Annotated in this window: 21 protein-coding genes and 1 riboswitch; of the genes, 7 read left to right on the top strand and 14 right to left on the bottom strand. The window is 71.9% G+C overall.

The window, feature by feature from the left end; genetic code table 11:
- Window positions 1-150: 150 nt before the first annotated feature.
- Entirely contained in the window at window positions 151-2,004 is a 1,854-nt protein-coding gene (gene typA, locus BM339_RS12240) for a translational GTPase TypA (protein ID WP_021598480.1), read from the bottom strand.
- A gap of 189 nt (window positions 2,005-2,193) precedes the next feature.
- A riboswitch (cyclic di-AMP (ydaO/yuaA leader) is annotated at window positions 2,194-2,329 on the top strand.
- 7 nt (window positions 2,330-2,336) lie between these two features.
- Here typA and BM339_RS12235 point away from each other — a divergent pair.
- Window positions 2,337-3,353, top strand: coding sequence for a C40 family peptidase (locus BM339_RS12235; RefSeq protein WP_021598481.1), 1,017 nt, complete (start codon window positions 2,337-2,339; stop codon window positions 3,351-3,353).
- Window positions 3,354-3,690: 337 nt separating this feature from the next.
- Here the strand turns inward: BM339_RS12235 and BM339_RS12230 are convergent, their stop codons facing one another.
- The 3 genes from BM339_RS12230 to BM339_RS12220 are packed head-to-tail and all read right to left on the bottom strand — an operon-like array spanning window position 3,691 to window position 6,163.
- The gene (locus BM339_RS12230; protein WP_075020880.1) at window positions 3,691-4,080 is read right to left on the bottom strand and encodes a (deoxy)nucleoside triphosphate pyrophosphohydrolase; all 390 of its coding nucleotides are present in this window, start codon (window positions 4,078-4,080) and stop codon (window positions 3,691-3,693) included.
- Window positions 4,081-4,098: 18 nt separating this feature from the next.
- The gene (locus BM339_RS12225) at window positions 4,099-4,860 is read right to left on the bottom strand and encodes a Mut7-C RNAse domain-containing protein (protein ID WP_083597563.1); all 762 of its coding nucleotides are present in this window, start codon (window positions 4,858-4,860) and stop codon (window positions 4,099-4,101) included.
- 28 nt (window positions 4,861-4,888) lie between these two features.
- Window positions 4,889-6,163: an amidohydrolase family protein gene (locus tag BM339_RS12220; protein WP_021598486.1), complete on the bottom strand. Its 1,275-nt coding sequence runs from the start codon at window positions 6,161-6,163 to the stop codon at window positions 4,889-4,891.
- Window positions 6,164-6,222: 59 nt separating this feature from the next.
- On the opposite strand from BM339_RS12220, the gene BM339_RS12215 reads away from it, so the two are divergent.
- Window positions 6,223-6,747: a MarR family winged helix-turn-helix transcriptional regulator gene (locus BM339_RS12215; protein ID WP_143118375.1), complete on the top strand. Its 525-nt coding sequence runs from the start codon at window positions 6,223-6,225 to the stop codon at window positions 6,745-6,747.
- Between the two features lie 6 nt (window positions 6,748-6,753).
- Here the strand turns inward: BM339_RS12215 and BM339_RS12210 are convergent, their stop codons facing one another.
- From BM339_RS12210 to ychF, 8 genes are all read right to left on the bottom strand, one after another.
- Window positions 6,754-7,815, bottom strand: a complete 1,062-nt coding sequence (locus BM339_RS12210; RefSeq protein ID WP_021598488.1) for a C40 family peptidase — start codon at window positions 7,813-7,815, stop codon at window positions 6,754-6,756.
- Window positions 7,812-8,441 (bottom strand): hypothetical protein, encoded by a 630-nt coding sequence (locus BM339_RS12205; protein WP_021598489.1) that lies wholly within the window; start codon window positions 8,439-8,441, stop codon window positions 7,812-7,814. Before BM339_RS12205 ends, BM339_RS12210 begins: the two co-directional genes overlap by 4 nt.
- Window positions 8,441-10,843, bottom strand: coding sequence for a type IV secretion system protein (locus tag BM339_RS12200; protein WP_083597562.1), 2,403 nt, complete (start codon window positions 10,841-10,843; stop codon window positions 8,441-8,443). Before BM339_RS12200 ends, BM339_RS12205 begins: the two co-directional genes overlap by 1 nt.
- A complete protein-coding gene (locus BM339_RS12195; protein ID WP_021599590.1) occupies window positions 10,840-13,329 on the bottom strand; it encodes an ATP-binding protein in 2,490 nt (829 codons plus the stop codon). The genes BM339_RS12200 and BM339_RS12195 overlap by 4 nt, the downstream gene beginning before the upstream one ends.
- A gap of 157 nt (window positions 13,330-13,486) precedes the next feature.
- Window positions 13,487-16,039: a TcpE family conjugal transfer membrane protein gene (locus BM339_RS12190; RefSeq protein WP_075020878.1), complete on the bottom strand. Its 2,553-nt coding sequence runs from the start codon at window positions 16,037-16,039 to the stop codon at window positions 13,487-13,489.
- Between the two features lie 56 nt (window positions 16,040-16,095).
- Complete coding sequence (locus BM339_RS12185; protein WP_021600158.1) at window positions 16,096-16,380, bottom strand: hypothetical protein; 285 nt, start codon at window positions 16,378-16,380, stop codon at window positions 16,096-16,098.
- 63 nt (window positions 16,381-16,443) lie between these two features.
- Window positions 16,444-17,460: a conjugal transfer protein gene (locus tag BM339_RS12180; protein WP_075020877.1), complete on the bottom strand. Its 1,017-nt coding sequence runs from the start codon at window positions 17,458-17,460 to the stop codon at window positions 16,444-16,446.
- Between the two features lie 444 nt (window positions 17,461-17,904).
- The gene (ychF, locus tag BM339_RS12175) at window positions 17,905-18,996 is read right to left on the bottom strand and encodes a redox-regulated ATPase YchF (protein WP_021595356.1); all 1,092 of its coding nucleotides are present in this window, start codon (window positions 18,994-18,996) and stop codon (window positions 17,905-17,907) included.
- A gap of 153 nt (window positions 18,997-19,149) precedes the next feature.
- Here ychF and BM339_RS12170 point away from each other — a divergent pair, with 153 nt between their 5' ends.
- The gene (locus tag BM339_RS12170; RefSeq protein ID WP_075020876.1) at window positions 19,150-20,484 is read left to right on the top strand and encodes a DNA recombination protein RmuC; all 1,335 of its coding nucleotides are present in this window, start codon (window positions 19,150-19,152) and stop codon (window positions 20,482-20,484) included.
- 56 nt (window positions 20,485-20,540) lie between these two features.
- Entirely contained in the window at window positions 20,541-21,080 is a 540-nt protein-coding gene (locus tag BM339_RS12165) for a DUF6542 domain-containing protein (protein WP_021595358.1), read from the top strand.
- 22 nt (window positions 21,081-21,102) lie between these two features.
- On the opposite strand, the gene BM339_RS12160 is transcribed toward BM339_RS12165, so the two are convergent.
- Window positions 21,103-22,068 (bottom strand): 4-hydroxy-3-methylbut-2-enyl diphosphate reductase, encoded by a 966-nt coding sequence (locus tag BM339_RS12160; protein ID WP_021595359.1) that lies wholly within the window; start codon window positions 22,066-22,068, stop codon window positions 21,103-21,105.
- A gap of 139 nt (window positions 22,069-22,207) precedes the next feature.
- Between BM339_RS12160 and BM339_RS12155 the strand changes: the two genes are divergently transcribed.
- The gene (locus tag BM339_RS12155; protein ID WP_075020875.1) at window positions 22,208-23,128 is read left to right on the top strand and encodes a DUF8129 domain-containing protein; all 921 of its coding nucleotides are present in this window, start codon (window positions 22,208-22,210) and stop codon (window positions 23,126-23,128) included.
- A 78-nt stretch (window positions 23,129-23,206) separates the two neighbouring features.
- Here BM339_RS12155 and BM339_RS12150 read toward each other — a convergent pair whose 3' ends face one another.
- Window positions 23,207-23,632, bottom strand: a complete 426-nt coding sequence (locus BM339_RS12150) for a MarR family winged helix-turn-helix transcriptional regulator (RefSeq protein ID WP_021595361.1) — start codon at window positions 23,630-23,632, stop codon at window positions 23,207-23,209.
- Between the two features lie 98 nt (window positions 23,633-23,730).
- On the opposite strand from BM339_RS12150, the gene xseA reads away from it, so the two are divergent.
- Window positions 23,731-24,945 carry an exodeoxyribonuclease VII large subunit gene (gene xseA / locus BM339_RS12145; protein ID WP_021595362.1) on the top strand — a complete coding sequence of 405 codons (1,215 nt, stop codon included), beginning with the start codon at window positions 23,731-23,733 and terminating at the stop codon, window positions 24,943-24,945.
- Window positions 24,946-24,955: 10 nt separating this feature from the next.
- Entirely contained in the window at window positions 24,956-25,189 is a 234-nt protein-coding gene (locus tag BM339_RS12140) for an exodeoxyribonuclease VII small subunit (protein ID WP_021595363.1), read from the top strand.
- Window positions 25,190-25,195 lie beyond the last annotated feature (6 nt).

Raw genomic sequence — 25,195 nt, 5'->3', positions numbered from 1 at the left:
CCGGGGCCGCCGCCGTCGCGCCCCTGTGCACGCGAACGGGGGCCGTCCGGTACCAGACGGCCCCCGCCCCTTCGGCGTTCGGTCGGCCGGAAAGCTCGGTCCGCCGCGGACAGCCGGAACGTCGGTCCGCCGTAACGCCTGGTCTCTAGGTCAGCCGGCCCGCTTGGTGCGGGCGCGGGTGCGCTCGCGCTCCTTGGCGTCCAGCACGACCTTGCGCAGCCGGACGGCCGTCGGGGTGACCTCCACGCACTCGTCCTCGCGGCAGAACTCCAGCGCCTCCTCCAGCGACAGGTGCCGCGGCGGGGTCAGGCGCTCCAGCTCGTCGCCGGTGGACGACCGCATGTTCGTGAGCTTCTTCTCCTTGGTGATGTTGACGTCCATGTCGTCGGAGCGGGAGTTCTCCCCGACGATCATGCCCTCGTACACCTCGGTGGTCGGCCCCACGAAGAACGTGCCGCGCTCCTGCAGGTTCGTGATCGCGTACGCGGTCGCGGCGCCGGTCCGGTCGGCGACCAGCGACCCGGACGGGCGGGTGCGCAGCTCGCCGAACCACGGCTCGTAGTCCTCGAACACGTGGTGCGCCATGCCGGTGCCGCGCGTCTCGGTCATGAACTCGGTGCGGAACCCGATCAGGCCGCGGGCCGGGACGAGGAACTCCATCCGGACCCAGCCGGTGCCGTGGTTCGTCATGTGCTCCATGCGGCCCTTGCGGACCGCCATCAGCTGCGTGACCGCGCCGAGGTGCTCCTCGGGGATGTCGACGGTGAGCCGCTCGACCGGCTCGTGCTTCCTCCCGTCGATGGTCTTCGCCACGACCTGCGGCTTCCCGACGGTCAGCTCGTAGCCCTCGCGGCGCATGTTCTCGACGAGGATCGCCAGGGCCAGCTCCCCGCGGCCCTGCACCTCCCACGCGTCCGGACGCTCGGTCGGCAGCACCCGGATCGACACGTTGCCGACGAGCTCGCGGTCCAGCCGGTCCTTGACCATCCGGGCGGTGACCTTGGTGCCCTTCTCGCGCCCGGCCATCGGCCCGGTGTTGGTGCCGATCGTCATGGAGATCGCCGGCTCGTCCACCGTGATCAGCGGCAGCGGGCGCGGGTCGTCCGGGTCGGCGATGGTGTCGCCGATCATGATCTCCGGGATGCCGGCGATCGCGATGATGTCGCCGGGACCGGCCGCCTCGGCCGGCTTGCGGGCGAGCGCGTCGGTCATCAGCAGCTCGGTGATCTTCACCCGCTCGATGCTGCCGTCGTGCCGGCACCACGCGACCTGCTGGCCCTTCTTGATCGTGCCGGCGTGCACCCGGCACAGCGCGATCCGGCCGAGGTAGCTGGAGGCGTCCAGGTTCGTCACGTGCGCCTGCAGCGGCGCGTCCGGGTCGTAGGCCGGCGCCGGGATCGTCTCGGTGATGACCTTGAACAGCGGCTCCAGGTCGCCCGAGTCCGGCATGGCGCCGTCGGCGGGCTGCTCCAGCGACGCCCGCCCGGCGCGCCCCGACGCGTACACGATCGGGAAGTCGATCTGGTCCTCGTCGGCGTCGAGGTCCATGAACAGCTCGTACGTCTCGTCCACGACCTCGGCGATGCGGGCGTCGGGGCGGTCGGTCTTGTTCACGACCAGGATCACCGGCAGCCGCGCGGCGAGCGCCTTGCGCAGCACGAACCGGGTCTGCGGGAGCGGGCCCTCGCTGGCGTCCACCAGCAGGACGACGCCGTCCACCATGGACAGCCCGCGCTCGACCTCGCCGCCGAAGTCGGCGTGGCCGGGGGTGTCGATGATGTTGATCGTCAGCCCGTTGTGCTTCACCGCCGTGTTCTTCGCGAGGATGGTGATCCCCTTCTCGCGCTCCAGGTCGTTGGAGTCCATGACACGGTCGTCGACGTCCTGGTTCTCGCGGAAGGCCCCGGACTGCCAGAGCATGGCGTCGACCAGCGTCGTCTTGCCATGGTCGACGTGGGCGACGATCGCGACGTTCCGGAGGTCGTCGCGCGTGGAGATGGGCATGCGGGTTCGCCTTGCGTGAGAGTTCGGGAGTGGCCGCCGACACGCGGCGAACCCATTCTACTTGGCCGTGCGTACCACCCACCACGAGCCGCTCGCACCACCGACACCACGAGCCCCGATTGGCCAACTTTGCTCATCCTTTGTAATCTGCCCGAGATCCGGTCGTCAGGAGTCCCACCCCCCGGGACTGCGGCCGGGACGCCGAATCTCCCGGCACGGGAGAACCGGGGACCCAGGTCCCTGGGGTGAATCGACGCACGCGTCGTAGGGCGACTCCTGGCCCGAACCCGTCAGCTAACCCGGTAGGCGTACGAGGAGAGGAGAACACCGGCTTGGCACCGGATCCCCGCAGGTGGCGGCGCATCACGCCCGCCACCGCCGCCACCCTGCTCCTGATCGGACTCGGCGCCGCCGCGCCCGTCACCGCCCACGCCGCGCAGCCCTTCCGGCTCGCCGCCGCGCCGAGCGCACCGAGCCCGACGCCGACGACGGAGAAGGGCCTGCGCAAGAGCCTCGACGCGCTGAACGAAGAAGCCGAGATCCTCACCGAGAAGTACAACAAGACCCGCGTCGACTTCGGCAAGGCGCGCAAGGCCGAGCAGGCCGCCGCCCAGGAGGCGCGACGCCTGCGCGCCCTCGCCGAACCCGCCCGCCAGCAGCTCGGGCGGATGGCCGCCGCGAACTACATGGCCGGCGGCCCCGACGTCATCTTCGGCGCCGGCGGCTCGGCGGAAGGCCTCTCCGACCGCGCCTACCTCGCGCAGAACCAGGCCACCGCCGTCCTCGCGCTGAAGAAGCAGATCGACCAGGCCGACGCCGCCCAGCGCACCGCCGAGGCCAGGACCGCGCAGGTCAGGAAGGCCTGGGAGGACGCCAAGAAGGCCCGCGCGGCGGCCAAGACCAAGGTCGCCGAGGTGATGAAGCGCCTCGACAAGCTGACCACCACGCACGTCCGCGACCCCCGCAGCGGCCTCACCGCCACCGTGAAGGGCTCCGGGCTCCCCGCGAAGATGGCCCGCAAGGCCCTCACCAAGCTCGGCAGCCCCTACGTGTGGGCCGCCGCCGGCCCCAACAGCTTCGACTGCTCCGGCCTCGTCGTCTGGGCCTACGCCCAGGTCGGCAAGTCCGGGCTCCCCCACTACACCGGCGACCTCTTCGGCCTCGGCACCAAGGTCTCGCGCGGCGCCCTGCGCTCCGGCGACCTCGTGTACTTCGGCAGCAACCTCCACCACATGGGCATCTACCTCGGCGGCGGCAAGTACCTGCACGCCCCGCAGACCGGCGATGTGGTGAAGATCTCCAACATGTCGGACCGCTCCGACTACGCGGGCGCCAACCGCATCTCCTGACCTACAGGGACCTCCCGCGGCGCGGTGGGAGGTCCCTGTACTGTATTTTTTGCTTTTTTCTCCTCCTTCGGGCCTGGCGGCCCTCCATCGTCGATAAAAGCGGGCGATCGCTGGCATCGCTCCGGCTCGCCTTGCGGCTCGCTGCGCGATCAGGTTCTCGCTTCGCTCGCACCTGCCTTCGGACGCGATCGCGGCCCCCAGGTTGTCGCATGGTTGCTGTGAGGGCTGAGGTCGGTGCAGTAGTGGGTGCCGGCGGTCACGCTGGTGCGGGTGATTTCGATCGCTTCGGCTCGCCTTGCGGCTCGCTGCGCGAGCTTGTTCTTGCTTTGCTGGGGGGTTAGGGGGTCAAGCCCTGGGCGGCTAGGGCTTCTATTACTGGGCGGTCGCCTGGGAGCCAGGGGACGTCGTAGAGCTCGGGTGGGGTCAGCCAGCGGAGGGCCAGGTGCTCCAGGGGGCGGGGTTCGCCCTCGGTGATCCTGGCGGTCCAGACGCGCAGGACGCTGCGTTCGCTCAGGCGCCAGTCGCCGCCGATGCGGCGGCCCAGGCTCACCTTGACGGCGAGTTCCTCATGGCATTCGCGGACCAGGGCGTCCTCGTCGGACTCGCCCGGGTCGACCTTTCCGCCCGGCAGCTCCCAGCCGCCCGCCATGTGCGGGGGCTCGGACCGCTGCGCGCTCAGCAGCCGCCCATCCGAAATGATCGCGGCGCCGACGACCACGAGGTCTATTGGGACCAGCTCCTCTCGCTACCGTTCGGTGACGGCGGCCCCGCCGACCAGCCGTGTGGACTCCCGGACGATCTCCTCCAGGTGGTCGCCGTGCGCCCCGCGCCAGTAGACCTGCCCGCAGTCGGCGCAGCGGCCGTAGACGTCGTAGCTGCGGCGCGTTCCGTCCCGCAGGTGGCGTTCGACCTCCTGCTTGTCGACCGGGACGAGTTCGCCGTTGCAGGCGGTGCAGCGGGTCCAGGGGGACAGGGCGGGGGCGAAGCGGTCGAGGAGGTCGCGGAGCTGGTCGTCGGGGCGGGAGCCGCGGACGTAGGCGCCGAACCACAGGGCGCGGCGGCGGAGCAGGCCGCGGTCCTGGGTGAGGAGGACGCGGCGCTCCTCGTTGGCCTGGACGACCAGCGCCGGGTCGTCCATGTCGTTGTGGTAGGCGGTGTCGAGGCCGAGCAGGCGCATGCGGCGGGCCAGGGTGCCCAGGTGGACGTCGAGGAGGAAGCGGGGGGCGGCCTGGTCCGGCTCCAGCGGGACGGGCTGGGGACGGGGCACCGCGGCGACCGTCACCTCGGCGCCGGCGGGGGGCCGGGCGGCGGGGTCCGCCGGCTCGCCGTCGACCGTCATCGGGCCGGCCTCGGGCAGCGGGACGCCGAGCGACTCGACGACGTGCCCCAGCGTCGACGTCCCGTCATGGGCGACCCGGCGCACGGCCTCCCGCCGGGCGGCGGGCAGGAACATCAGCAGTTCGTCGGCGACGCGGATCGTGATTTCGGGGTCCACGCCGCTCAGCATGCCATGTGCCGTTGAGATTCCCGCCGCCTTATTCGGGGTGGGGTCCCTGTGTCAGGCGCTCCGCCGAGTCCTCCAGGGAGGTCAGGAGGGACGGGACGTCCTGGTTCAGCAGTGCTCCCCCGCGCTTGACGACGCGGCCGCCGACGAGGACGGTGTCGACGCTGCGGGTGTCCGCCGAGAGGACGACGGCGGCGACGGGGTCGTGGGCCGCCGCCATGCCCGGCGTGTCGGTGCGGAGGATGAGGAGGTCGGCTTGCTTGCCCGGCGTCATCGATCCTGTGACGTCTGCGAGCCCCGCCACTTCGGCGCCCTCGATGGTGGCCATTCGCAGGGCGTCGGCGGTGGTGAAGCCCAGGCCGGCGCCGTCCGGGCGTCCGCGCTCCAGGACGTAGGCGGTCCGCATCAGGCTGAACATGTCGCCGGGGCCCGAGATGACCGTGTCCGCGCTGAGGCCCGTCGGGACGCCGGCGGTCCGGGCTCGGCCCGTGGGGGCCTGGCCGATGTCCAGGGCGGCCTCGATCGCGGGAGAGACGGACACGGTCCCGTTGTTTCCGGCGATGCGCTTGAAGTCGTCGTCCGTGTAGAAGTTGGCGTGCACGTAGGTCGTGGGGTGCTCGATCAGTTTGTTGTCTTCGAGGAACGCCAGCCCGTGTGCGGCGCCCTCGGCGCTGTGGCCCATGTGCACGGTGACCGGCAGGCCGAGGTCGCGGGCCGTCCGCCATTCGGCGAGTGCGCGCTCCTCGCCTGCGATCTCGGGGCCCAGCGCCGCCAGCGCCATTGCCATCCCGCCGGAGTACTCCCGGTGGACGCGCCGGGTCTCGGCGTCGAGGTCGCCGTCGCCGCCGTAGCAGTAGCCGAACACCGCCCTGATGCCGGACGCGCGCAGTGCGGCGATGCTCGCGTCCGTGTGGGCGGGGCCGAGCTGGATGTGCGACCAGTCGACCAGCGTCGTGATGCCGGAGTCCAGGCATTCGAGCGCGCCGGCGAGCGTCCCGGCGTAGACGTCGTCCGGGCGGTAGCGGGGCGCCAGCTCGCCGAGGACGCGGGCCAGGTAGGCGGGGAGCGAGCCGTCGGGGAGGATCGCGCGGAGCGCCGCCTGCCAGGTGTGGCGGTGCGTGTCGACGAAGCCCGGCATGACGATGCGGCCGGTGGCGTCGATCGTCTCGGTGCCGGCGGGGGTGGCCAGTTCTGGGCCGACCGCGGCGATGCGGCCGTCCTCGATGAGCACGTCGGCGGTGCCCAGGACGGTGGGGGCGGGCGCGGTGTCGATGACGAGGCCGTTCGTGATGAGGAGTGATGTCATGTGTGAAAGCTTATGGCTTAGCTTTTTCAAAAGCAATTGGGTGTCGGTAGTCTTGGTGCGTGCAGGTGGATGAGGGCGCGCGCAGGGACGACATCGACGCGGTGGCCGAGACGTGGCGGCGGGACGGGCTGACCGAGCCGCTCATCGCGATGCTGGAGCTCGGCAAGCGCGCCGGGCGCATCGCCACGCTGGTGCAGCAGGCGCTGCGGGGGCCGCTCGCCGAGCTCGGCCTCACCTACGCCGAGTTCGAGGTGCTGACCGTGCTGCGCCGGGAGGGCGAGCCGTACCGGCTGCGGCCGAGCGAGCTCACCCGGTCGGCGTTCCTCACCTCGGGCGGGACGAGCAACGTCCTCCAGCGGCTCCAGAAGGCCGGGCTCGTGGAGCGCGAGGCCAACGCCGGGGACGCCCGCAGCCGGTTCGTCCAGCTCACGGACGAGGGGCTGCGCGTCACCGAGCAGGGCCTCGCCGCGTCCGGCGCGGCGCACGAGGAGGCCATGGCCGGGGTGCCGCCGCAGGACGTCCGGGACGCCGCCGACGCGCTGCGCGAGATCCTGCTGGTCGTCGGCAAGCGCCGGTTCCGGTGAGCCCGGTCAGCCGCCCGGCTGCCGCACGGCCAGCTCGGAGACCTTCTTCTTGAAGTCGGGCCGCGCCAGCGGGCGGGTCACCCCGACCCAGTCGGACCGCTTGTAGGACTTCACGCCGATCGCCGGCACGCACGTCGAGCAGCTCGCCACGATCATCTTGCCGTTCCCGATGACCATGCCGACATGGCCGGGGTTGTTCGCCGACGTGCCCGGTCCCGAGTCGAAGAACACCAGGTCACCGGGCTGCTCCTTGCCCTTGCCGACCTTCACGCCGAACGGCCACTGCTGGAACGTCGTGCGCGGGATGTTCAGCCCGACCTGCCGGTACGCGGCCTGGATGAGGCTGGAGCAGTCCCACGCGTCCGGCCCGTTCGCGCCGAACACGTACGGCTTCCCGCGCTGCGCCATCGCGAACTTGATGATCTGCTGGACGATCCCGCCGACGTTCGCCGGAAGGTCGTTGTCCTCGCAGTTGATGCCGTTCGCCTGGACGACCTTGAAGTCGCCGCCGACGTACCGCTTCGCCCAGTCGAGGACGAGGTCCACGTAGTCCCACGAGTGGTTGTACTGGAAGATCGCGGTCTTCATCCGCTGCGGGGCGCCGTTGTGCTTGAGGTAGGCGGCGGCCGACGGGATCGCGTCCGCCGGGTCGTAGCGGTCCTTCTTGCCGTCCCGGTTGCCGTCGACCCCGAACTCCTTGAACGTCGCGGCGAGGAACTGCATGGGACCGCCCGCGCCCGCGTAGTTCTCCCCGCTGCCGACGCCCGGGAGCGTCGACCTGCCGTGGTCGGTCTCGACCTTGCCGATGCCGGCCAGCACGTTCCACGGGATGCCGTACTTCTTGCCGGCGTCCTGGTAGAGGCTCAGGAAGTTCGAGGGGACGGCCTTCGCGTCGTTCGCCGCCGCGGGCTGCGCGCCCGCGCCCGCGGTGTCCACGCAGTTGCCGTCGAGCCCTCCGCCGAAGAGGTACTGGCTTCCGGAGAACAGGATCGGGACGGACACCAGCGCGACGAACATCGCCACGGCGACGCCGAGGGCGCCGCCGAGCAGTATCCGGCGGGGGCTCATCCGGTGTCACCCGCCTGGCCGGCGTCGGCGGGCGCGAAGGCGTACACCTTGAGCGAGCCGCCGTCGCGCGCCACCGTCACCGCGTACTGCTCCTTGTCGGTGCTCGTCTTGCCGCCTTTGGTGACCTGCTGCGTGCCCGTCACGAGGAAGATGAGCGAGTTGTCCTCGATGTTGCGGACCTGGTCGAGCGACGCCGACCCCCGCGCGACGAGCTGCTCGCGGCGGCGCTCCTCCAGGATCCCGGGCGTCGCCGCACCCTGCGCGAGCCGCTCCTCCAGGTCTTCGGTGGCCAGGCCGGACAGGCGGCTCAGGAAGATCTCGGGGGTCTCGTCGTAGCGGTACGTCCCGTAGGCGGCGACGAACCGCTGCGCCATCTCGGCGGCCGTGGCGAACTCCTGCCGGGAGAACGGCAGGAGCCGGTAGATGTCGAAGTCGCCGGGGTTGACGGTGTTCTGGATGCCCGGCGGGGGCGATGCCGGGCCCGACGGGCCGGCCGTCGCGGACGGGCGGGCCTCCGGCTCGTCGTCGGGCTCGGGCGCCGCGACCGTCAGGTAGACGCCGACGGCGGCGAGCACGACGACGAGTCCCGCGAACAGGAGCTTGCGCCGGCGGTCGGTCAGGTTCATCACTCGTCCCGTTCCGGCTCACCGGACGGACGATCGACCGGGCGCAGCCAGAACGGGATCGGCGGGCCGTCCTGCGAACCGCCGCGGCCCCACAGCGGCGGGGGCGTGCGCCGGGCGCCGGGCTCGGGACGCGACGGCGCGCCTCCGGAACCTCCGGAGCCGCCGAACACGCCGCGCTGCCGGGGGACGTTCGGCGCGGACCCGCCACCACCGGAGCCGCCGCCATTGCCGCCACCGGAGCCGCCGGAGCCGCCGTTGCCGCCGCCGCCCGCGGATCCGCGGCCGCCGGAGGAGCCGGACGAGCGCCCGCCGCCGGTGAACCAGCCGCCGCCACCGCCGGAGCCACCGTTGCCGCCGCCACCGCCACCGCCGGTGACGCCGCCGCCGTTTCCGCCGCGTCCGGTCCAGGAGGTCGGGCGGACGGTGCCCTTGCCGGAGCCCGTGCCGCCGGACGGCTTGCCTCCGCCGGGCTCACCGCCCGCGTCGCCGCCCTTCGCGACCGTGACGCCGCCGGGCCGGGTGGCCGCCGCCGTGCCGTCGGACCGGCGGTCGCCGGACACGCCCGCCCGGGACGGCAGGTTCAAGGGCGGGGCGCCCCGCCGGGACCGCCCCTGCTGCGCCGCCGCGGCGCCGCCCCGGGGCCGCGCGGCCAGCACCGGCGCGTCCTCCGGCGACTGGTCCTCGCCCGCCCCGTTGCCGAGCCGGTCGGCCGCCGCCGCGGTGCCTACGCCGCCCTGCGTCCCGGCGGCGATCGGGACCGCGTCCTTCTCCGTCCTGCGGAGCATCTGGTACGCGTTCGCGCCCGGAATCGTGTTGATCGTGTTCTTGCGCGCCTGCGCGACCGACTTGTTGAGCTCCGCCTCGCTCTTCTCCCGCGACCCGACCGCCGAGTAGCCGACGGCGGAGAACAGGTGCTGGAACGGCTTGCGGTACACGAACGCCGCGAAGGTCACCAGCGCGATGAGCAGGATCTGCAGGCCCCACGGCAGCGTCTCGCCGAGGATCAGGCTGTACGCCCACAGCAGCAGCGAGAGCACACCGATCAGCGCCGCCTGTTTCAGCAGCATGGACAGCAGCAGTTCGAGCCATCGGACGGCGATGACCCGCCCGATGCCGGGATGTATCCCGATGCCGAGGAAGATCGGACCCGCGACGAGCAGCAGCAGGAACGCGATCTTCACGACGATCAGCGCGGTCGCGATGACCATGATGAGCAGCCCCGCGACCAGTGCCGCGAAGAGAGCGCCGAACGCGACCGCCAGCCGGTTCTGCCAGTTCTTGCCCTGGAACAGCGAATACGTCTCCGGATGGTTGTCCTTGATGTTCTTGGTGACGTCCTTGTAGGCGTCGGCCTTCTTCCCCAGGTCGACCTCGTTCTGGCCGTACGTCTCCGGAAGGTCGACCGCCTGCGACCACAGCAGCTTGTCGGCGTTCTCCTTCACGACCTTCGCGTTGGGGTCGGTGGTGCCGAACTCACCCTGCAGCCACGGCTTGCAGACCAGCGCCACCCACAGCGCGTTCGCGTTGGAGGTCGTCGAGTCGAGCTTCTGCGACACCGCCGGATCGGGTCTGCCGTTCGGGACGGGAATGCACGTCCCGCCCTTGGTGTCGCTGTGGGGCAGCGCCGCGTTGAACGCGGCGCTCGTCGCCTCGGACACCTTCGTCCCGAGGGTGGTGAAGTCCGCGGGCCGCGCGATCAGCCAGACCAGCCCGACCATCGCGGCGACCATCCAGACCACGCCCTCGGTGACCTTGCTGGCCCGCTTGCGGACGAGGCCCCACCAGGCGAGCCACATCGCGCCGAGGATGACCACCCACGACCAGTAGCGCGCGTTGAACGTCTTGCCCATGTTGGTGATGACACCGTCGACGGTGTCCTTCAGCCAGCCCAGCAGGGACTCCGACGCAGCCGCCTGGTAGACGCTGATCGTCGTCCGGTCGATCGCCCGGACGACGGTGAACGTGGTGTTGGCGAGCGCGTTGCCCATCAGCGACATCGCGTCCGAGCAGCCCATGTCGACCGCGTACCAGCTCTGCCCCGCCATGCCGTACCGGTCGTAGTAGGTCAGCTGCTCCGGCTTGGACTTCTGCAGCTTCTCGTCCGGATAGTCGGGCGGCTTGATCATGCCGTCCGTCCCCGAGCCGTACTGCTCGGGCGGCGGGTTGTCCGCCGGGCGGCACGCGTCGTTCGGCGTCGGGAGGCCCGGATTCGGGATCGACGCGGACGCGGGCGCCAGCGGCCCCACCATGAACAGCGCCATGAAGACCAGCAGCAGCACCGAGCGGCGGGTCCGCGGCCGGCGGCGGCGGACCCGGCGGTGCGGACGGTCGAGCACGCCCGGGTCGAGCCCCTCGCCGGGCGAGCGCTGCAGGCGTGCCATCCGGTCGCGGGTACCCCTCATCGGCCGACCTCCTCGACCTCGGCCCCCGCTGCGGTCAGTTCGGACGTGCCCGGACGGGACCGGGTCGGGTTGGTGTCCAGCCAACGCTGCAGTTCCTCGGAGATCAGGTCGACGCCGATGCGCCCCGCACGGCCGTCGAGGTCACGGAAGATGCATTCGCCGTTGCCGAGGTTGCGCAGCACGGCCTTGTGCTCGTCGGACGCCTCCACCCCGAGGAGCGACATGACGTTGCCGACCTCGACCCGCTCGGTGGAGCGGAACGAGAACACCGACGACAGGCAGTTCGTCACCTGTTCGTTCAGCAGGTCGCCCGCGTTCTGGGAGACCAGGATCAGCGCGGTGTTGCGGGAGCGCCCCATCCGGGACACCTCCGGCACCAGCTTCGCGCCCTCGGGCGTCGAGGTGATCGCCCACGCCTCGTCCAGGAAGATGGCCTTGGGGAGCCGCCGGTCGAGGCCGTGCATGAGGCGCCGCGCGAACTGCGACACCAGGTACATCAGCGCCACCGACAGGCGCTGCTCGTAGGAGTAGTCCTCCCGCGAGATGGTGACGTCCGGCAGGGTGAGCCCGCCGAGCGTGAAGACCGTCGTCCACCCGGCGGTGTCGATGCGCTCGCCGCCGGACGGGTCGAAGCACAGCCGCGCGAGCCGCATCTCCGACATGGAGCGCAGCACCGCGCCGAGGTTCTTGGACGCGGGATCCTCCGCCGCCTCCAGATGGTCGACGACGCGTCCGAGCGACGGCCGCTCCCCGTTGGCGACCGCGCCGACCGCCTGGATCATCGCGGACTCGCGCTCCTCCGACATCCGCGGCAGCAGCAGCCGCAGCGTCTCGGTCGCCATCGTCTTCATCGTGGCGAGGTCGTCGCCGAACGAGAACGGGTCGAGCAGGCCGGGCGCCGCCGACCCGAGCGGCAGGATCCGCGCCTTGCGGCCGCGCGCCTTCAGCAGCTCCACCAGGGACTCGGCGTCGCCCTTGGGGTCGATCGCCGCGACGGTGACCCCGCGCAGCGCCATCTGGTAGATCAGCAGCAGCGCGAGCGTGGTCTTGCCGCCGCCGGGCTCGCCGGTGATCGCCACGGCGGTCGGGCGGTTCCGGGCCGCCGCGACGAGCGGGTCGAAGTGCACGATGGACCGGGCCCGGCCGAGCGTCTCGCCGATGTACGGGCCGATCCACCCCTCGGCCTCATCGTCCGGACGGTCCCCGAGGTCGACGGTCGCGATCGGCATGCCGCCCGCGATCGTCCGCAGCGGCTGGCGTTGCGCGTAGGCGTTCAGCCGGATCTGGTCGCCGGGCAGCGACTCCAGGAACAGCGAGAACTGGTCGCCGGTCGAGTTGACGACGTCGATGCCGATGTCGCGGTAGTGCTCGACGACCGCGTCCACCCGCTGCGCGAGCAGCTCCTCCGTCGGCGCGGACACGATCAGCCGGTGCCACCCGTACACGAACGGCAGCCGCTCCTTGGTGATGCCGTGCTCCAGCATCCGGGCCGCGTCGATCTGCTCGGCCAGCGCGATCGGCGCCTCCGCGCCCGCCTCCCGGATGTGCTGGTCCATGTCGCGGGCGTGCGCCAGCTTCCGCGAGACGTCCTTGGACGCCTTCGCCGGCGGGATCAGCTTCATCCGCGCGCTGATCTCCACGGGGAACGGGAGCGCGTCCGAGTAGTGGAACCAGGGCTCCCCGTCGGGGAACGGCATCATGTCGGGGAACCGGGCGAACGACAGGTACGCGACATAGGACGTGGCCGTGGCGCCGCCGCCCGCGCCCGTGAAGTTCGGCTGCTCGACCCGCAGGTACGAGCGCCCGTTGTGGATGGCGCCCTCCACCAGCGACTCGATCTCGCCCTTCCCCCACGTCCTGCGCGGTACGGCCGACGGCGGCGGGTCGGCGAGCGACCCCGTCACCGCGTGCTGGAACAGCCACGCCACCTCGGTGGACGTGGCGTGCCGCGCGTAGAGCGCGGACCCGCCGAGCGCGCGCCCGATCCGCTCGGCCTGCTCCGTCCAGCGCCCGATCTCCTTCTTGTCGATCGCGTCGTCGTGCACGCCGAGGACGTTCTCGCTCTTCTTGTAGAACCCCATCAGCTGCGACAGGACACCGCCCGACAGGTGCGCGCCCATGCCGCGCGGGCCGAGCCGGACCCCGAGGTAGACCTCCTTGGTCCAGAAGTCCTTGGCCCACACGTGCGCGTAGGTCTCCTCCAGGTACTCCCGCCACCCGGGGCCGCCGTCGGACGTCCGGTCCAGGGCCAGCGCCCACTCGGCGGCCGGGTACGTCCGGTGCGCGATCCGCAGGTGCACCTCGGCGTCCTGCATCCGGATGCCCGCGAGCGCGATGGTGATGTTGGTGGCGAGCGCCTCGCGCTCCTCGCCCGTCGTGAACTCGTACGACACGGTGGGCAGCCGGAAGTACGCCCAGGCGGCGGCGTCGGTGAGCAGCACGCGGTCGTCGAAGTACCGCACGGCCAACCGGCTCGACTTGCTCATGCCGCCCTCCTTCCGGCCCCTGATTCTCCCGGCGTACGGAGGGCCGCGCAGGGTTGTCCGGGAGAGTGTTGACCATCCGGACGGTCATGAACGTCAAGCGTGTCCGCCAGGAATGCCCGGCTCGCCGTGCTCTCCGCTAGGTGCCCGCGAGGGGCGCTCATCGGGTGGCCTCCTGCTCCTGCTGAAGCTCCTGGTAACGCTCGGGCATGACGGTGAAGCCGCCGGCCACGACGCCGGCGAGGGCAAGATAGGCACGCCGCGTCGGCGTGCGCAACGACTTCAGCTCGTTGCGCGGCGCGCGGTCCATGCTCAGGTGATCATCCCACGGGATGCGCACCAGCGCCCGGCAACGCCCCCGCGCCACGGCCTCGGCCTGCTCGACGTCGTCCATGCTGCGGCGGCTCACCCCGTTGATGACGGTCACGGCGCGCGAGCGCAGCTCCTCGTACCCGTGGCCGTCCAGCCACTCGAACGTCATCGCGACCGCGCGCGGCGCGTCGGCGCTGGCCGGCGCGACCAGCACGATCTGGTCCGCGTACGGCAGGACGCGCGCGACCACGGCCGCCGCCGCGTCCAGCATCGTCACCGAGTAGAACCGGTCGAGCGTGCGGATGGCCAGCGCGTAGTCGCGGTCGTCCAGCGCCTGCAGCGGGTTCTTCCCGGCCGCGATCACGTCGAGCCCCGACTTGGCCTGCGAGGTGTACCGCCGCATCGCCGTGAGGCTGTTGACCTGGTCGGCGCGCGTGATGAGCCCCGTCAGCGTCTCGTTGGTGTCGCTGCGCGTCCGCCGCGCCAGCGCACCGGGACCCGGATTCACGTCGATCGCCACGACGGGCTCGCCGTTGTGCTGGGCGAACGTGTGCCCGAGCATCAGCGCCGTGACGGTCTGCCCCGCGCCCCCGGTGCACCCGAGCACCACGACGTGCCGCGTCCCGTGGAACGGCTGCTGGATCCGCTGCTGGAACTCGGCGTCGATCTCGCCGTGTCCGCCGCCGACGGCGTGGATGAGCCGCCGCAGCCCGCCGCTGGTGACCTCGTGCTCGGGCCCCGGCGGCGTGATGGCTGGCCCGGACGGCGGCGGCGCCGGAGGCGGCGGCAACGGCCGCGGCCGGACGGGCGAAGCGGGCTGGGACCGCACCTCGCGCGGCGGCGCCTCCTCCTCCACCGGCGGCGGGGCCGGAGGCTGGACCGGCGTCCCCTGCGCGGCCGGAGCCCCCGCATCGGGGACCGGGGGCCACATGAGGTTGTCCGTGACCGCGGGCCGCAACGGCTTGGAAAGCCCCTTGGACCAGGGCCGCGGAGGCTCCCGCAGAACCCCCTGCTGCTCCTGCGCCCGAGCCACCTGCTGCTCGGGCCGCGTAGGACGAGCAGACGGGCGGGTCTCCCCAGCACCCGAACGCGCACCCTCGTCCTCCGGCCTCTCCGCCTCGCCGCCAGACCGCGCCTCCTCGCTCGGGCTCGCGGAAGGCTCCTGCGCAGACTGCTCCTGAGCACGCTCACGCTGCTCTTCAGGGCGCTCGGGCTGCTCCTGCGCGCGAACCACCTGCTGCTCAGGACGCGTGGGACGAGCAGACGGGCGCGTCTCCTCGCCGCCCGCATGCGCAGGCTGAGCCTCCGGCTCACCACCCGGGCTCGCGGCCTGCTCCTGCTCCGGCGCGGGCCTCGGAGGCCACACCGTCTCAGCACTCGGCACAGGCGGGCGTCCTTGCGGCTGCTCGGGCTCCTGGGCGTGGGCGGGTTGTTGCCGGGAGTGGGCGCCGAAGGCGCCGGGGACCATGGGGATGTCGGGGCGGGTCGCGTGGGGGCGCGGGGTGGACGGGGTGTCGCGGTGAGTGGCTCGGTGGCCCGCGACCTTCTTGTCTCCGGGCTCGCCGTTGAACGTCTCCTCAGCGGGGGTCACCCAGCGGACGCTCGGGGCGGGCTGCGGGACGGGGATGTCGGGACGGGTGTCGGGGGGTGCCTCGGCCTGCCAGACCTCGGCGGGCGCTCCCGGACGGCGGACGCCGGAGGCGAAGGCGCGCTTGCCGGAGCCGGGGGCCGCCGGCGGGGGCGCCTCCAGCTGCGGGGTGGCCGGGGGGTGCTCGATCTCGGCGGCGACGGGGAGGACGTCGTCCTCGTGGGAGATGTCGCGGGTGGTGCGGCGCCAGGCCTTGGGGGGCACGGCCGGTTCGCGCTGCGCGGCGTACTCCACCAGGGACGGGGGCGCGGCGGCGGCCGCGGGGCGCGGTACGACCGGGGCGGGCGCGGCGGCGGGCGGGGCGATGGGGACGGGCTCGGGGTCCCGGGCGCGGCGGCGGGACTTGATCGCGGCACGTTCCATCGCGGCGGCCGGGGCGGGGGCCTCGGCGCGGCGCCACACGCGGGCCACGATGACGACCTCGCGGGGTTCGCGGATCGGGGTGAGGCGGCACCACGTGCGGGGTTCGGAGAGGTAGCGGCTCTGGGAGAGCAGCAGTTCGGTGAGCCGCTTGCCCTCGATGACGGGGCGGGTCGCCATCCAGGTCAGCACGCCCGGCGGGACGATGTACAGGACGTGCCAGGGTGACTCGAAGGGGATCCCGACGACTCTGAGCAGCACGATCCAGGGCACGAACACACCGAGGAACACGCCGATCTGGACCAGCGGCAGCGGCATGGGCAGCCGCAGGTCGTACAGCTTGTAGAGCCGCTTCTCGATGCGCCAGATGTTCGTGTACGTGGGTAGATCCACGCCCCTACTCCCCTAACTGCGCGAGCGCCGTGCCGCCTGCCGACCTCCGGGCGAGGTCAGGAGACGTCCACGCCGAGGGCCTTGGCTATCGCCTTGGCCGTGGTCTCGATGATGTTCGGCACGTAGAAGACCACCCCGATTCCTATCGCCAGCACGATGAATTGGACGAAACGCGTGATTTCTCGGGTGAACAGGAAGAAGATCGCGACAATGGAGACGATCACAAGGAACAGCGGGCCGAATATCTGGCGGAGCCAGTCGGCGAGCTGGTCGGTTTTCAGTTCGTCGTCGGGCGCCGCCAGAAGTTCGTGCGGAATCGACGCCATGATGTGGTGCAGCATCGACTGGCTACCTTCCTAGGTCGGCGGACTCGCTGGGGGTGTTGGTTTTCAAATCGCGGCCTCTCATGACGCGTTCGGTTCCGTGGTGCCGCGAATGTCCTGGACGAGCCAGGTGGCGCCCTTCTTGACCATGGCGAGCTGGTAGCTCTGCTCCAGTTCGCCGCCGCCTCCTCCGGCCGGCTGCCACACCACGGTCGCGGTGACGGTCCGCTCGCCGCCCGGTCCCTTGGGCGCGACGACCTCCTTGACCTGCACGAAGGTGACGGAGTTGGCGAGGCCCGCGATGGTCGTCCCGTTGGAGAAGCGGGACAGGGCCTCCTGGTTCCCCCGGGCGTACTCCTGGAAGAAGGTGCCGAGGAAGGGCTGGAGTTCGGTTTCGAGGGCGGTGTCGCGGTCCTGGACCCCGCCCTGGGGAAGCTGCGCCTTGGTGGGCGGGGGAAGCAGGGCGGGGCGTGCGGACACGACCAGTGAGCCGCTCTTGTCGGCGTACACGGGAACGGCGAGGCGGAGCCATCTGTCGGCCGTCCGGGCGAGGAGCGTCACGGTCGCGTTGTTGGCGTCGCGGGCGTCCACTCCGGCGACCTGCACGGACTGAACCTGCATCTTCCCGACGCCGTTCCAGCCGAATTGGGCGTCGGCGCCGTCGGGCAGGAAGGTCCGCATTTGCGCCTCGCGGGCGGGGGCGCTCTTCTGGTCGAAGTTGAGATAGACGTTCGCGAACTGGAGCGCGAACGCGCCCGCGGCGCTGGACGGGAATCCCGCGTTCTTCGCGGGCTTGGACGCGGCCGGCGCCCCGCCGGAGGTCTCGTCGGCGGTGAAGCGCTCGAACGGGGCGCGGACGCCGTTGACGAGGATGACGATGATGAGCGCCCAGAGCACGGCGCGCCCGACCCAGACCCACCAGCGCCCGCCGGAGCCGCCCCAGCGGCCGCCTCGCGTGCCGCCGCGCCCGCCGCCGGACCGTCCCCGCTCGGGCAGGTCCCACGGGTCGGCGGACGAACCGAGCGCCCGGCCGGGCGCCGCCGTCTCGTCGACTACGGCGGTGTCACGGCCGCGTCCCACGGCCGACCTGCGAGCCATCCTGCCTCCGCTCGCGCCTCGCCCCCGGTCGGCGCGGTCCTGTGTTCCTGGTCTTGGTCCGGTGGTCCTTTCTGAACCCACCTCGGGCCCAGGGTAACCACGGGCGTCAATTGTTCCAGCGCATCCCAGCCAAGCACAGCCCCGGCACGCGGTTGTGGATAATGCAATCCACCTCAGCAGGAACAGGGAAGATTGCCAAACGGTGACGATCCCCTATCCAAGGCTCCGAACAGTGCGCAGGTCCAGGTACCGGACAAGCGCGGCGACTCGGAAGTTGCTTGGTTACCGGCTGGCGACGGCGACCGCAATCTGTTCCCGAAATACTCCGGCAAAGTGGCGCAATCGCGACATATCACTACAAAACGCCAGCTCAGTGGCCACGCGGGCCTCGTTCGGCCCCGCTGTCGCCAAAATCACACACGTCACGCCCACCGGCGGCCCGCGTCAGACGTTGAAGCGGAACTCCACGACGTCGCCGTCCTGCATGACGTAGTCCTTGCCCTCCATGCGGACCTTGCCGGCGGTGCGGGCGGCGGCCATGGAACCGGCGGCGGTCAGGTCGTCGTACGAGACGATCTCGGCCTTGATGAAGCCGCGCTGGAAGTCGGTGTGGATGACGCCCGCGGCCTCCGGCGCGGTGGCGCCCTTGCGGATCGTCCAGGCCCGCGCCTCCTTCGGCCCGGCCGTCAGGTAGGTCTGCAGGCCGAGGGTGCCGAAGCCGATCCGGACGAGCTGCGACAGGCCCGGCTCGTCCTGCCCCATGCCCTGGAGCAGTTCGAGGGCCTCGTCGTCGGGCAGCTCGATCAGCTCCGCCTCGATCTTGGCGTCCAGGAAGATCGCCTCGGCGGGCGCGACCATGTCGCTCAGGCGCGCGCGCAGGGCCTCGTCGGTCAGCTCGCTCTCGTCGAGGTTGAAGACATAGAGGAACGGCTTGGCGGTGAGCAGGTGCAGCTCGCGCAGGAGCGCCAGGTCGATTCCGGCCTTCTCGGCCCCCGCGAACAGGGTGACGCCGTCGTCCAGAAGCTTCTGCGCGGCGTTGACGGCGTCGACGACGGCGAGCTTCTCCTTGTCCTTCTTGGTGCGCGCCTCCTTGTCGAGGCGCGGCAGCGCCCTCTCGATCGTCTGGAGGTCGGCCAGGATCAGCTCTGTGTTGATCGTCTCGATGTCGCGGGACGGGGCCACGTCGCCGTCGACGTGCGTGACGTCCGGGTCCTCGAACGCCCGGATGACCTGGCAGATCGCGTTGGTCTCCCGGATGTTGGCGAGGAACTTGTTGCCGAGCCCCTGCCCCTCGGACGCGCCCTTGACGATCCCGGCGATGTCGACGAACTCCATCGTCGCCGGGATGATCTTCTGCGAGCCGAAGATCTCCGCCAGCACGGCCAGCCGCGGGTCGGGCACGCCGACCACGCCGACGTTGGGCTCGATGGTCGCGAACGGGTAGTTGGCGGCCAGCGCGTCGTTCTTGGTCAGCGCGTTGAACAGCGTGGACTTGCCGACGTTGGGCAGCCCGACGATTCCGATGGAGAGGCTCACGGCCGTCAAGTTTATGGGCGCCGGCGCACCCCTCGGGCTGCCCGGAACCTCCGGTGGGCCTCCCGTTGGTGAACAGTGGGCCAAATGCCCGTGACGCGGGGCGGCCCGGCGCGTCGCGGTCGCCGATCGGCGCCGCGCTGTCACGATGAACGGATGGACCTCGCGCTGTTCGCCGGACTCCTCGTCGGCGCCGTCTTCGGCGCCGTCGCCGGATACGCGCTCGCGACGAGCCGGCAGGGCGCGCTGATCGCGCGGGCGCGGGCGGCCGAGGAGAAGCTCGCCTACGCCGAGGAGCGGATGGCCGAGCACTTCGAGAACCTGTCCGCGAAGGCGCTCGACGCCAGCAACCAGCGGTTCCTGGAGCTGGCGGACGCCCGGCTCAAGGCGGCCGGGATCGAGGCGGCCGGGGAGCTGCAGCGGCGGCAGCAGGCGGTCGAGCACCTCGTCGCGCCGCTCAAGGAGACGCTCGCCAAGGTCGAGGAGCAGCTCCGCGAGGTGGAGACGGGCCGCCGCGAGTCGCACGCGATGCTCGCCAAGCAGGTCGACTTCGTCCGGCAGAGCTCCGACCAGCTGCGCCGCGAGACGCAGTCGCTCGTCCGCGCGCTGCAGCGTCCCGAGGCCAGGGGACGCTGGGGCGAGCTGCAACTGCGCCGCGTCGTGGAGCTGGCCGGGATGGCGCACCACTGCGACTTCGACGAGCAGGCCACGTCCGCCACGGTGGACGGGACGGTGCGTCCCGACATGGTGGTGCGGCTGGTGGGCGGCAAGAACATCGTGGTCGACTCGAAGGTCTCGCTGGCCGCGTACCTCCAGGCCGCGGAGAGCGGCGACCCGGTGCGCCTGGACGCGCACGCGCGGCATCTCCGCGACCACGTCGACCGTCTGGCGGCCAAGTCGTACTGGCAGGCGTTCAGCCCCTCGCCCGAGTTCGTCGTCCTCTTCATCCCCGGCGAGGCGTTCCTCGCGCCGGCGCTCGACCGCGACCCCGGGCTGCTGGAGTACGCGATGCGCCGCCGGGTGCACATCGCCACGCCGACCACGCTCATCACGATGCTGCGGACGGCGTCCTACGCGTGGCAGCAGGCCGCCCTGTCGCGCAACGCCCGCGCCGTCTTCGACCTGGGCAAGGAACTGTACGAGCGGCTGGGCACGATGGGGCAGCACGTCGACGAGCTGGGCCGCGCGCTGACCGGTGCCATCAAGTCCTACAACCGGACGGTCGGTTCCCTGGAGACGCGCGTGCTCGTCAGCGCGCGCAAGCTGAACGAGCTGGGCGTCGTCGACGACGGGCTGGACGGCCCGAACCCCGTCGAAGAGAGCCCCCGCGCGCTCTCCGCGGCCGAGCTGACCGCGTACGACGAACCCTTCGGCGCCGGCGGCCATCTCCCCGAGGAGGAAGGGTCTCAGCCGGACCCGGCCGCGGAGGCGGTAGGTTTCGGCGGGCGGGCCATCCCCGAGCCGAGTGATCGGCGAAAGAGGTGGCGATGACTTCATCGACGGTACGCGACGCGCCCGGCGGCGCCTCGCCGGCCCCAGGGGGTCCAGTGAGTCGGCAGCGCGGTGTCTCGTCCCGGTCGCGGTCGGCCGGCCCGATCACGCTGACGGGGCGCGGCGGCATCGTGGTCATGTTCGGCGCCGGCGTGGTGTGCGGGCTGCTGTCGCGGTGGCTCGGCGTGGGACTGCTCGCCGGCGCGGGGTTCGCGATCGGCTGCGCGCTCGCCGCGTTCGCCACCCGCCCCGCCGACCTCCTCACGCTCGTCGTCAGCCCGCCGCTGGTGTTCTTCGCCGCCACGGTGACGGTGGTGTTCGTCACCACGCTCGGGAGCGGCTCGCTGCTGCGCGGCATGACGGTCGGCCTCCTCACCGCGCTGGCGGCGACCGCGCCGTGGCTGTTCTTCGGGACGGTCCTGGTCGTCGTGATCTGCCTGGCCCGCGGCCTCATGACGAACGTCAGGGAGCTGCAGGACAAGCTGATCGGGGTCCGGCTCTTCGAGAAGGAGGAGAACGAGAACCCCGTCCGCTGGGACGAGTCACCGGCCACGACGCAGGAGCGCCGCCGCACCCATCACGGCGACGTGGACTGACCGTGCAAAGCTCCCGCGGTGATCAGACGGGCGTGATGCGGAGGTCCTTGCGGAGCTCCTTCGGAAGGGAGAAGCGCATGCTCTCCGGCACGGACTCGACCTCCTCCGCCTCGCCGAAGCCGCGGTCGGCCAGCCAGGCCAGCACCTCCTGGACCAGCTCGTCCGGGACGGACGCGCCGCTCGTGACGCCGACGGTCGTGACGCCCTCCAGCCAGGCGGGGTCGATGTGCTCGGCGTAGTCGACGAGGTAGGCGTCGTCGGCCCCGTGCTCCTTGGCGACCTCGACGAGCCGCACGGAGTTGGAGGAGTTCGTCGACCCGACCACGATCACGAGCTGCGACTGCGCCGCCATCTCCTTCACGGCGACCTGCCGGTTCTGCGTCGCGTAGCAGATGTCGTCGGACGGCGGGTCCATCAGCTTGGGGAACCGCTCGCGGAGCTTCTCGACCGTGGCGATGGTCTCGTCCACCGACAGTGTGGTCTGCGACAGCCACGCCACCTTCTCCGGGTCGCGGACCTTCACGTTGGCGACGTCGTCGGGGCCGTCGACGAGGTGGATGTGGTCGGGGGCCTCGCCGGTGGTGCCGATGACCTCCTCGTGGCCCTCGTGCCCGATCAGCAGGATGTCGTAGTCCTGCGCGGCGAACCGGACGGCCTCCTTGTGGACCTTGGTCACCAGCGGGCAGGTGGCGTCGATGGTGCGCAGGTCGAGGCCCCGGGCCTCCTCGTGGACGACGGGCGCGACGCCGTGCGCGGAGAACACGACGATGGAGCCCGCGGGGACCTCCTCGGTCTCGTCGACGAAGATCGCGCCCCGCTCTTCCAGCGTCTTGACGACGTGCACGTTGTGGACGATCTGCTTGCGGACGTAGATCGGCGCCCCGTACTTCTCCAGGGCGATCTCGACCGTCTCCACGGCCCGGTCGACGCCCGCGCAGTAACCACGCGGTTTGGCGAGCAGGACACGGCGCTGGCTGTTGGCGGTCATGGCTCTATCGTACGAGTGGCCACGCTGTGACCCACTCCACGGCCCTTTTGGACAGAAATCCACTAACCCGGGGTGACCGCCATCGCACCCATGGGGCAGAGTGAGTTTCGACGAGACGAGGCAGGAAGAGGAAAGTCCGATGACGAAATCGCCGCGCCGCCTCAGGGAGCAGGTCCGCGACACGGTGGGCGAGCAGGTCCGGGACCTCCCGCTGCACGCCGTCCGGCTGGCCATGTTCGGCGTCGGCCGGGCACTGCTGCTCAGTGACCGGGTGACCAGGGACTACAAGGAGATCACCGAGGGCGGCGGCGTCAAGCCGGTGATCGGGCGGCTGCGCGAGGACGTGCAGACCACGGCCGAGAAGGTCGTCGGACGGGTCGTCGAGCGCGTCCGCGGGGACGAGCCCCAGCCGAGGCCGGAGCCCGCCCGCGGGAGCGGAGGCGGGCAGGCCGCGGCGCGGCCGGCCGCCGAGGAGATCTCGGTCGGCAAGCCCGGCGCGTCCACCGCGCACACGCCGAAGCACGCTCGTCCCGGCCCGTCGAAGCCGCCGAAGCCCGCCAAGCCCGGCGCCCTCGGCAGGCACCACGTCCGGACGGCGGAGGAGTCCGGCCCCGTCGCGCGGCCCGCGCCGAAGCCGGTGCCGTCCGAGCCGGAGCCGGAGCCCGCGCCGCAGGCGCGGCCCGCACCGAACCCGAAGCCCGCCGACGCCAAGCCCGCCGAGCCCAAGCCCGCCGAGCCGAAGGCCGAGGAGCGCAAGGCCGAGAAGGCCACCGAGGCCAAGGCAGACAAGGCAGACAAGGCAGACAAGGCGGGCAAGACGGCGTTCGAGCCGAAGCCGGAGACCAAGCCCGCGGCGCCCGCCGAGGCCGAGCACCTCGCCGCCGACCTGCCGGTCCCCGACTACGACAGCGCATCGCTCCCGCAGCTGCGCGCCCGGCTCCGCGGCCTGACCGTCGACCAGGTGAAGCTCCTGCGCGAGTACGAGAGCAAGCACGCGGGGCGTGAGGACGTCATCCGCATGTACGAGCGCCGCATAGCCAAGCTCAACGGCAACACCTGAGCCACCGAGAGAAAGCCCCGGCGACCGCTAGAACTCAAGCCGCCGGGGCTTTCCCGTGCCCGCGCGGCCGACGTCCGGTCAGGGTGCGCCGAGGAGCTTGTCGAGTGCGGGCAGCGCGGCGGCGACCGCGTCGCGCTCCTCCTTGGTCAGGTCCGCGAACCGCTCGGCGAGGAAACCGATGCGCTGCTCCCGCCCCGCGGCGAGCCGGTCGCGTCCCGCCTCGGTGAGCCCGGCGGTCACGACGCGGGCGTCGGCGGCGTCCCGGCCGCGCGTGACGAGCCCGTCGCGTTCGAGCCGGTTGATCTGCGCCGTCATGGTCGGCAGCCGGACGCCGTGCTCGTCGGCCAGCTCGGTCATCCGGCGCGGGCCGTGCTCGAGCGAGCCGAGCACCGACAGCTGCTGGCTGGTGATCGGCTGGTCGGCGCTGACCCGCCGCAGCATCAGCACGACATGGCGCAGGCGCCGGTTGAGCTGCTCGGCGAGCTCGCGTTCGGATGCGGTCACGGTCTCTCCTCGTGTCACTCGGCCGATCCGGAGACCGGCCTGCTCTTGGTCGCGCGGCGCCCGCCCGCGCGCATCGGTCCGCACCGTAGGCTGCCCGCATGGCGATGGAGACCACGGCCGAATCCCCGGTTCCGGTGCGCACCGTCCTGCAGGCGGTGAGCGGGTGGATCGGGAAGCTCGGCCGCATCTGGGTCGAGGGCCAGATCACCGACCTCAACGCCCGGGGCGGGACGGTCTACATGACGCTCCGCGACCCGGTCGCGAACATGTCGGTGCGGGTGGTCGGCCCGCGCGCGGTGTTCGAGGCCGCCGGTCCCGCGGTGACCGACGGGGCCCGGGTCGTGGTGCACGCCAAACCCGACTTCTGGATCAACCGGGGGACGTTCTCGCTCAGCGTCCTGGAGATCCGGCCGGTCGGCGTCGGCGAGCTGCTCGCCCGCCTGGAGCGGCTCAAGCGGGTGCTCGCCGCCGAGGGGCTGTTCCGGCCCGAGCGCAAGCGCCCGCTGCCGTTCCTGCCCGGGAAGGTCGGGCTGATCTGCGGGCGCGACTCCGACGCCGAGCACGACGTCCTGCAGAACGCGCGGCGGCGGTGGCCGGCGGTGACGTTCCGGGTGGAGAACACCGCGGTGCAGGGCTCGTACGCGGTCGGCGAGGTCATGGAGGCGCTGCGCACGCTGGACGCCGATCCCGAGATCGATGTGATCATCATCGCGCGCGGCGGGGGCGCGATGGAAGACCTGCTGCCGTTCTCCGACGAGGCGCTCGTCCGGGCGGTCTCCGCGGCCCGTACCCCGGTGGTCAGCGCGATCGGGCATGAGCAGGACGGCCCGCTCCTGGACCTGGTCGCGGACGTGCGCGCGTCCACCCCGACCGACGCGGCGAAGAAGACCGTCCCGGACGTGCGGGAGCAGCTGCAGCTCGTCCGGCAGCTGCGCGACCGGGGCCGGCGGTGCCTGTCCGGCGCGGTGGAGCGGGAGCTTGCGTGGCTGCGGTCGGTGCGGTCGCGGCCCGCGCTGGCCGACCCGGTCCGGGAGGTCGAGCGGCAGTCCGAACAGGTCACGGCCTTGCGCGACCGGGCGCGCCGGTGCCTGTCCGGGGCGCTGGACCGGGCCGGGGACGAGCTGTCGCACACCCGCGCCCGGCTGCTCGCCCTCTCCCCCGCCGCGACGCTGGAGCGCGGGTACGCGATCGTCCAGCGGGAGGACGGGTCGGTGGTGCGGGAGTCGGCCGCGGTCAAGGACGGGGAGGGCCTCACCGTCCGGCTGGCGGACGGCCGCCTCGGCGTGACCGTGTCCGAGCGGGCGGGGTCGTAGGGTGGGACGGGTGGCGGACAAGGAGACGGCCGACAAGCCGTCGTACGAGCAGGCGCGGGACGAGCTGGCCGAGGTCGTCAAGCGGCTGGAGGCGGGCGGGCTCACGCTGGAGGAGTCCCTGAACCTGTGGGAGCGCGGCGAGCGGCTCGCCGCGATCTGCGAGGAGTGGCTGGAGGGAGCCCGCGCGCGGCTGGCCGCGGCCCTCGACCGGCCCGAGAACGGCGACGCCGCCGCACCCTTCTAGTCCTCT

This window comes from Actinomadura madurae, assembly GCF_900115095.1.
GTDB lineage: Bacteria > Actinomycetota > Actinomycetes > Streptosporangiales > Streptosporangiaceae > Spirillospora > Spirillospora madurae.
The sequence above is the reverse complement of the archived record's forward strand: the minus strand, read 5'-3'. Positions and strand labels throughout refer to the sequence as shown.

Excerpts from the sequence above, each read along its gene's own strand:
- typA (WP_021598480.1), bottom strand. The coding sequence starts at position 2,004 with ATGCCCATCTCCACGCGCGACGACCTCCGGAACGTCGCGATCGTCGCC.
- BM339_RS12225 (WP_083597563.1), bottom strand. The coding sequence starts at position 4,860 with ATGCTGAGCGGCGTGGACCCCGAAATCACGATCCGCGTCGCCGACGAA.
- BM339_RS12220 (WP_021598486.1), bottom strand. The coding sequence starts at position 6,163 with ATGACATCACTCCTCATCACGAACGGCCTCGTCATCGACACCGCGCCC.
- BM339_RS12210 (WP_021598488.1), bottom strand. The coding sequence starts at position 7,815 with ATGAGCCCCCGCCGGATACTGCTCGGCGGCGCCCTCGGCGTCGCCGTG.
- BM339_RS12205 (WP_021598489.1), bottom strand. The coding sequence starts at position 8,441 with ATGAACCTGACCGACCGCCGGCGCAAGCTCCTGTTCGCGGGACTCGTC.
- BM339_RS12200 (WP_083597562.1), bottom strand. The coding sequence starts at position 10,843 with ATGAGGGGTACCCGCGACCGGATGGCACGCCTGCAGCGCTCGCCCGGC.
- BM339_RS12195 (WP_021599590.1), bottom strand. The coding sequence starts at position 13,329 with ATGAGCAAGTCGAGCCGGTTGGCCGTGCGGTACTTCGACGACCGCGTG.
- BM339_RS12185 (WP_021600158.1), bottom strand. The coding sequence starts at position 16,380 with ATGCTGCACCACATCATGGCGTCGATTCCGCACGAACTTCTGGCGGCG.
- BM339_RS12180 (WP_075020877.1), bottom strand. The coding sequence starts at position 17,460 with ATGGCTCGCAGGTCGGCCGTGGGACGCGGCCGTGACACCGCCGTAGTC.
- BM339_RS12170 (WP_075020876.1), top strand. The coding sequence starts at position 19,150 with ATGGACCTCGCGCTGTTCGCCGGACTCCTCGTCGGCGCCGTCTTCGGC.
- BM339_RS12160 (WP_021595359.1), bottom strand. The coding sequence starts at position 22,068 with ATGACCGCCAACAGCCAGCGCCGTGTCCTGCTCGCCAAACCGCGTGGT.
- BM339_RS12155 (WP_075020875.1), top strand. The coding sequence starts at position 22,208 with ATGACGAAATCGCCGCGCCGCCTCAGGGAGCAGGTCCGCGACACGGTG.
- xseA (WP_021595362.1), top strand. The coding sequence starts at position 23,731 with ATGGCGATGGAGACCACGGCCGAATCCCCGGTTCCGGTGCGCACCGTC.